Genomic DNA, 5,184 nt, shown 5'->3' with positions numbered 1-5,184 from the left:
TGGTTATCCCGCAGTAACTAAGATGATTAGGGAACAAGGATTTGAGGTCATAACATTAGACATAACAGAATTTCAAAAATGTGAAGGCGCATTAACCTGTTTATCTTTACTTTATTGATAATCTTTATTATTTTTCTAATTTTAAAAATCCGCGTATTCCAACCATTTTTCGACAGGGAAATCGATGAAAGGTCTATCAGAATGAATTCGCTCTTCTAAGTCAATTATTATTTGAAGAAAGAAATCCATATCTTCAGGATCGAATTCTTTATTCTGATACATTCGATTAAACACAAAATAATCGTGAAATAACCGAAAACGAAGAAATAGTGGAATTAAACTTATCCAATAAGGATCTAAAGAATATTCTAATCTATAACCAATCCAAAATGCGCGTAAAAATTTAGGAAAAGATGAATACTCTCCTGAAGATAGTACATACGTTGAAATCATATGAAATGTGGTAGTGATGTCATGAATGTACCAGTTATAGCCACAGTCATCAAAATCAAATAGTATAAGTGATTCTTCTGCTAATACAAAATTCCAAAAGTTTATATCATTATGAACGAGGCCATAGGCGTATTTAGGACGCGGAAGATTAAGAATTTTTTTCTTTATGCTAAAAAATTTTTCCTTGAGTTCAGGTTTTTCAGAAAAAACATCAGAATCGAAGATAGTATCCTCATCTATTTGTTTATAAGCAATAGAGTCTTTTGGACTATAAAAAGTTGTGCATATATGCATTTTTCCCATGAGATGACCCAATTTGATCCACAAATCGTTATTCCAAAGCGATTTATCCATTAACTCAGGTGATTTAAGGAGTGATTTCCCGATAGCTTTCTTAAAGCAAACACAGGGGAGGGTTCTTCGGTTATACTGAAGCAATTCTATAAGGTTATTTTGAATAGAGGGAACTGGAATTGAAACTGAAATCCCGTACATATTAAGAAATAGGATCCATTCTAATTCCGATTGTATTTCTTGTTTGCTTTTATGTGAACTTACTCGAATAATATAACTTGTCCCATTTTGAGTAAATTCATAGATTAGATTAACAAGACCACCTTTAACTGGAATTAATTTTTCTAACGAAACACCATATAATTCACAAATCTGAAAGTAAACAACTCTAGAATTATTTAAACTCTGTTCATATTCCATTTCGTTTTCATCTGCTAAAAAAATTGTAATTGTGACCATTGGATTTCCCTTTATAAAAAAAGGTGGAAAAATAGTAAATCCATTACAACCTATATTAATACAGGATTAGAAAAATATCTCCACTCTGCTGAATGTAAATTTAATTTTATATAAAATTCAATGTTTGTCATTTGTTAGTGGTGATAAAATCTTTGACATAAGCATAAAGTTGATCAGGGTTTTCTTCCGCCATTGAATGACCTGCTTTTTCAATGTAAAAAACTTGTAGGCCAGCTTCATGAAGTATTTTCTCAGCTGAGAATTTTCCCCTATTCTTTTCCCCGTAAAAGTAACATTTCTTGGGTAGATCAATGAACCTCTTTATCAGCTGTGGATCCTTGGAAATCTTAATTGTATCCTCAGCACTTTTATACAGAGCTAGTGTATAAGCTTGTCTAAATGTTTTTAAGTAGGAAAGCAGACTAGGATCGCACGAAACTCTAAAATCAATTTGCTCTTCCAGTTCCTTCCTTCCCCTTCGTTGAAACTCATTGAAGCTACTCTTGAAAACTAAACCTGTCATGAAACAATCTTCGATAGTAAGATTCCCTTCGAGGTTCATAAATGTTAACACCCTTTCAGGAAATCTTTCTGCGAGCTCTTGGGCTACCAATCCACCCATGGAATGAGCACACAGATGAAAGGTATCAATAACCAACTTTTCCAAGACTTTCATGACCATTGTTGCTTGATCTGTCATACTATAACTGAATTCCTTATTTTTACTGCTCTCACCAAAGCCTATAAGATCAAGAGCTACAAGATCAACGTCATTCAAGGACTTATTGGAAAAGGCTTTAATGAAGTGCTCCTTTGATGAACCAAATCCATGAAGGAACACAATCACATCATTCGTCCTTTGTTTGCTAATCCTTATCATTACTGCTACTTTAAATTCTGACTCTATGCTCACGTGATATCTCAACATTACTTAATCCTACCTCGCTTCAATCATAGGATGCTAGTTTAATTAAACTGTTTTCATACAAAATAAAGGTTTGAGAAAAAAATTCAAAGGATTATCTATTCTTTTAAAACTTAAAAAATGTGTTGAAAAGTTTATTATAATCAAAAATCTTCTGTTGAACTTACTTTGATAGAAATTTATTCAGTTAATTATACTAAATAATGATGATGTATAATGATTGATCCAAATAAATTCTTAGCACTCTTAGAGAAGAGATTTCAATATATCAGTGGTGTGCCATGCTCTTATTTTAAGGATTTTCTAGCTTTTTTAGTTTCTCATGAAGCAGAAACAAAATTAAAACACATTTATGTTACTAGGGAAGATGAAGCTATAGGTATTGCTTCTGGTGTAGCCTTTGCAGATAAGAGAGCAATTGTTTACCTGCAAAATAGTGGTTTAGGAAATATCGGAGACGCTTTGACTTCATTAGCCCAGTTATACAAACTACCAATACTAATGCTAATCAGTTATAGAGGGCTAGAAATCGATAAAGATTTTCCTGAACATTCACTTATGGGGGAAGTAAATGAACCAGTTCTGAAAGCCTTAAAGATTCCTTATTGGGATTTACTAGAAGAAAATTGGGAAAAAAGAATGATTGTAGCTATAGAAAAAATGGAGGAAACTTCCTCTCCAGTCGCTTTGCTTGTCAGAAAAGGAGTATTGTGTCAATGAAGGGTTATGAAGTAATTTCTGCTCTAAAAAGCCATCTTAATGAGAATGATATAGTTGTAAGTTCTAATGGAAACATCAGTAGGGAAGCTTATCATTTTCTTCCTAAACCTCAAGTTTATCTCAGAGGTTCTATGGGTTTACCAGTTTCTGTTGGATTAGGTTTGGCATTAGCTAGCCCAGACAAGAAAGTTATCGTAATAACAGGAGATGGTAACTTTTTAATGGGTTTAGGTTCTTCTATTACTGCTGTTTTTTACAAACCTAAGAATCTGAAAATTCTCATTCTTGATAATAACCAATATTATACTACTGGCGGCCAAAAAACTGTTTCTTCAGTTATTAATTATTCTAAATTCTTTAATTCATTAAATATAGAATTTTATTGTTCCAAAAGAGCCTCGCAGGACCATCTAGATTACGATTTAACTAAATTTCTCAATTCAGATACTTTTTCAATTTTACACTTAATCATCAAAGTGTCTAAAAAGGATTTAGAAAATATTCCTTGGCATCCAGAAGAAATAAAAGAAAGATTTCGGATCGTGCTTGGTAGCTAACAGACAATTAGTTTCGATATATTCATAGAGATTATTTAATTCATCAAAAACCACAATTAAAATATTTTTTGACAAAAAATTCCCTCCTCACACAATAAATCCCCAAATGTTTGTTGATTGAGGTTAATGATTCGTTTAGAGATGTTTGGGATTATAGGCTACTAACTTGCTGTGAAAGGGACCGATTCTGGATGTCATAAGCAAATGCGGAGAGGATGGCTATCAACATTAATCCAAGCATGCTGAAACCTAAAGTCCATTGAATACCATAAGTTAGATCGGCATTAATGAACCACAGTAATGGATATCCAAAAATTGCGATTTCTACTCCCGTCCAGAAAATTATCACTAAAGCGATAGGAGAATACGGCCATAACTTAGCAAGAAATCTCCGTACATTATCAGAGAGATGTACATACCACCAAGTTAGCGGTTTATTTATCCTAGTTGCCGTAAGTGTGGCAAATATAGTAAAGAATATTGGTGCAAAGCCACCTCCAACCAACCAGAGTATAATTGAAAGAAGAAACAGGATTCGAGCACCATATTTCTTTTCAATGAAAAAAATTGCCCAGATTGTTACAATTAGACCGAAAAATATTGCAAGGACACCTGTCCAGAAATAGTTAGGAATTATTGTAATAGCTTTTTCAGTTGCATACTCCCAGAACCTTTGTCTTGGACCAATTGCATCAATCCATATGCTATCTGGAGTCATTTTCCCTTGAAGTACTTCTAGAATCCCATGTTCTATACCAGCTAATCCAACAAGAACACCTAGAGTTGATGTGATCACTCTTGGTGCATTATCATTATCCCAAATCTGTTTTCGATTTATTAGTGTCATTATTTATCCGTCTCGATTTTTATTTTTTAGTATTTGAAGGGAACCCGTTATTTTTAATCCATTGGATTGTTTCCTGCAATGAATCTTTGAGGGGTCTTGGTTTCCAACCAAGGTCTCTCTGAATTTTCGAAGTATCTGTATAAATACAGGTTTCAACACTAACCCTTGCTTCTTCGCGTGTAACATCTGGTAGAAAAATTGCAAATATTTTCATTAACAGAGGAGACATCTGAAACCGAGGTACCTTTATTTCGGAGTACAAACCATGAAGCAATTTTAAGGTTTCTTTAAAAGTTAAGATATTTGTTGCACAGATATAACGCCCCTTTGCCTTTTTCTTTTCGTAAGCTAAGATATGAGCTAAAGCAACATCTCTAACATCAACGAAATTAAGTCGCATAGGCGGAATCATTGGAAATTTGTTTGATAACATATCTTCCATAATCTGAGTTGTCGGGGTATGTCTATAGAAATTTGGGCCAATAATATATCCTGGATTAATTGTTATTAGGTCTAAATCATTAGCATCCGCGTACTTCCATGCTTCCCACTCCGCTTTATATTTAGCATAATAATAGGGATTTTTAGCTTGATGGTACCAATCATCCTCATTAAAAGGTTTGTCAGGAGTGGTTCCCATTCCGACTGCTGCCATACTACTAGTCCAAACAATGCGTTTCACCCCTTCTTTTTTTGCAGCTTTAAGAACATTTAATCCTCCAGTTACAGAAGGATCGATAATGTCAGATTGCGGATCTTTTGCTTTGAGGGCAAAGACTGCTGCAACCTGAAAAATTCCATCAACGCCTTCAACCGCCTTTTGAAGGGTCTCAGGGTTCATTAAATCAGCATCTACTATTTCAATACCAAGATCTAATAGGTGGTTATTTCTCTGTGTATTTTGCGAGTCTCTTACACCAGCTCGAACT

The 5,184-nt window shown here is 34.0% G+C and carries 6 protein-coding genes; 2 read left to right on the top strand and 4 right to left on the bottom strand.

Going from position 1 to position 5,184, the window contains the following annotated elements; all coding sequences use genetic code 11:
* Positions 1 to 141: 141 nt before the first annotated feature.
* The gene (locus ACWVCY_RS09080; RefSeq protein WP_455142247.1) at positions 142 to 1,206 is read right to left on the bottom strand and encodes a phosphotransferase enzyme family protein; all 1,065 of its coding nucleotides are present in this window, start codon (positions 1,204 to 1,206) and stop codon (positions 142 to 144) included.
* Between the two features lie 127 nt (positions 1,207 to 1,333).
* Positions 1,334 to 2,119, bottom strand: a complete 786-nt coding sequence (locus ACWVCY_RS09075; protein ID WP_455142245.1) for an alpha/beta fold hydrolase — start codon at positions 2,117 to 2,119, stop codon at positions 1,334 to 1,336.
* Between the two features lie 228 nt (positions 2,120 to 2,347).
* Here ACWVCY_RS09075 and ACWVCY_RS09070 point away from each other — a divergent pair, with 228 nt between their 5' ends.
* Both ACWVCY_RS09070 and ACWVCY_RS09065 read left to right on the top strand, forming a co-directional pair.
* Positions 2,348 to 2,851, top strand: a complete 504-nt coding sequence (locus ACWVCY_RS09070) for a hypothetical protein (protein ID WP_455142243.1) — start codon at positions 2,348 to 2,350, stop codon at positions 2,849 to 2,851.
* Positions 2,848 to 3,408: a thiamine pyrophosphate-dependent enzyme gene (locus tag ACWVCY_RS09065; protein ID WP_455142242.1), complete on the top strand. Its 561-nt coding sequence runs from the start codon at positions 2,848 to 2,850 to the stop codon at positions 3,406 to 3,408. Before ACWVCY_RS09070 ends, ACWVCY_RS09065 begins: the two co-directional genes overlap by 4 nt.
* Positions 3,409 to 3,559: 151 nt before the next feature.
* Here the strand turns inward: ACWVCY_RS09065 and ACWVCY_RS09060 are convergent, their stop codons facing one another.
* Positions 3,560 to 4,255: a hypothetical protein gene (locus ACWVCY_RS09060; protein WP_455142241.1), complete on the bottom strand. Its 696-nt coding sequence runs from the start codon at positions 4,253 to 4,255 to the stop codon at positions 3,560 to 3,562.
* A 19-nt stretch (positions 4,256 to 4,274) separates the two neighbouring features.
* Positions 4,275 to 5,184: NAD-dependent epimerase/dehydratase family protein (locus ACWVCY_RS09055; RefSeq protein ID WP_455142239.1), on the bottom strand; the 910-nt coding region annotated here is incomplete at its 5' end.

The organism is Candidatus Hodarchaeum mangrovi (assembly GCF_975850365.1).
This window is presented reverse-complemented; position numbering and strand designations above follow the sequence as displayed.

Bases quoted from the DNA above. Each gene is read 5' to 3' on its own strand.
- ACWVCY_RS09065 (WP_455142242.1), top strand. From the start codon at position 2,848: ATGAAGGGTTATGAAGTAATTTCTGCTCTAAAAAGCCATCTTAATGAG.
- ACWVCY_RS09060 (WP_455142241.1), bottom strand. From the start codon at position 4,255: ATGACACTAATAAATCGAAAACAGATTTGGGATAATGATAATGCACCA.
- ACWVCY_RS09070 (WP_455142243.1), top strand. From the start codon at position 2,348: ATGATTGATCCAAATAAATTCTTAGCACTCTTAGAGAAGAGATTTCAA.
- ACWVCY_RS09080 (WP_455142247.1), bottom strand. From the start codon at position 1,206: ATGGTCACAATTACAATTTTTTTAGCAGATGAAAACGAAATGGAATAT.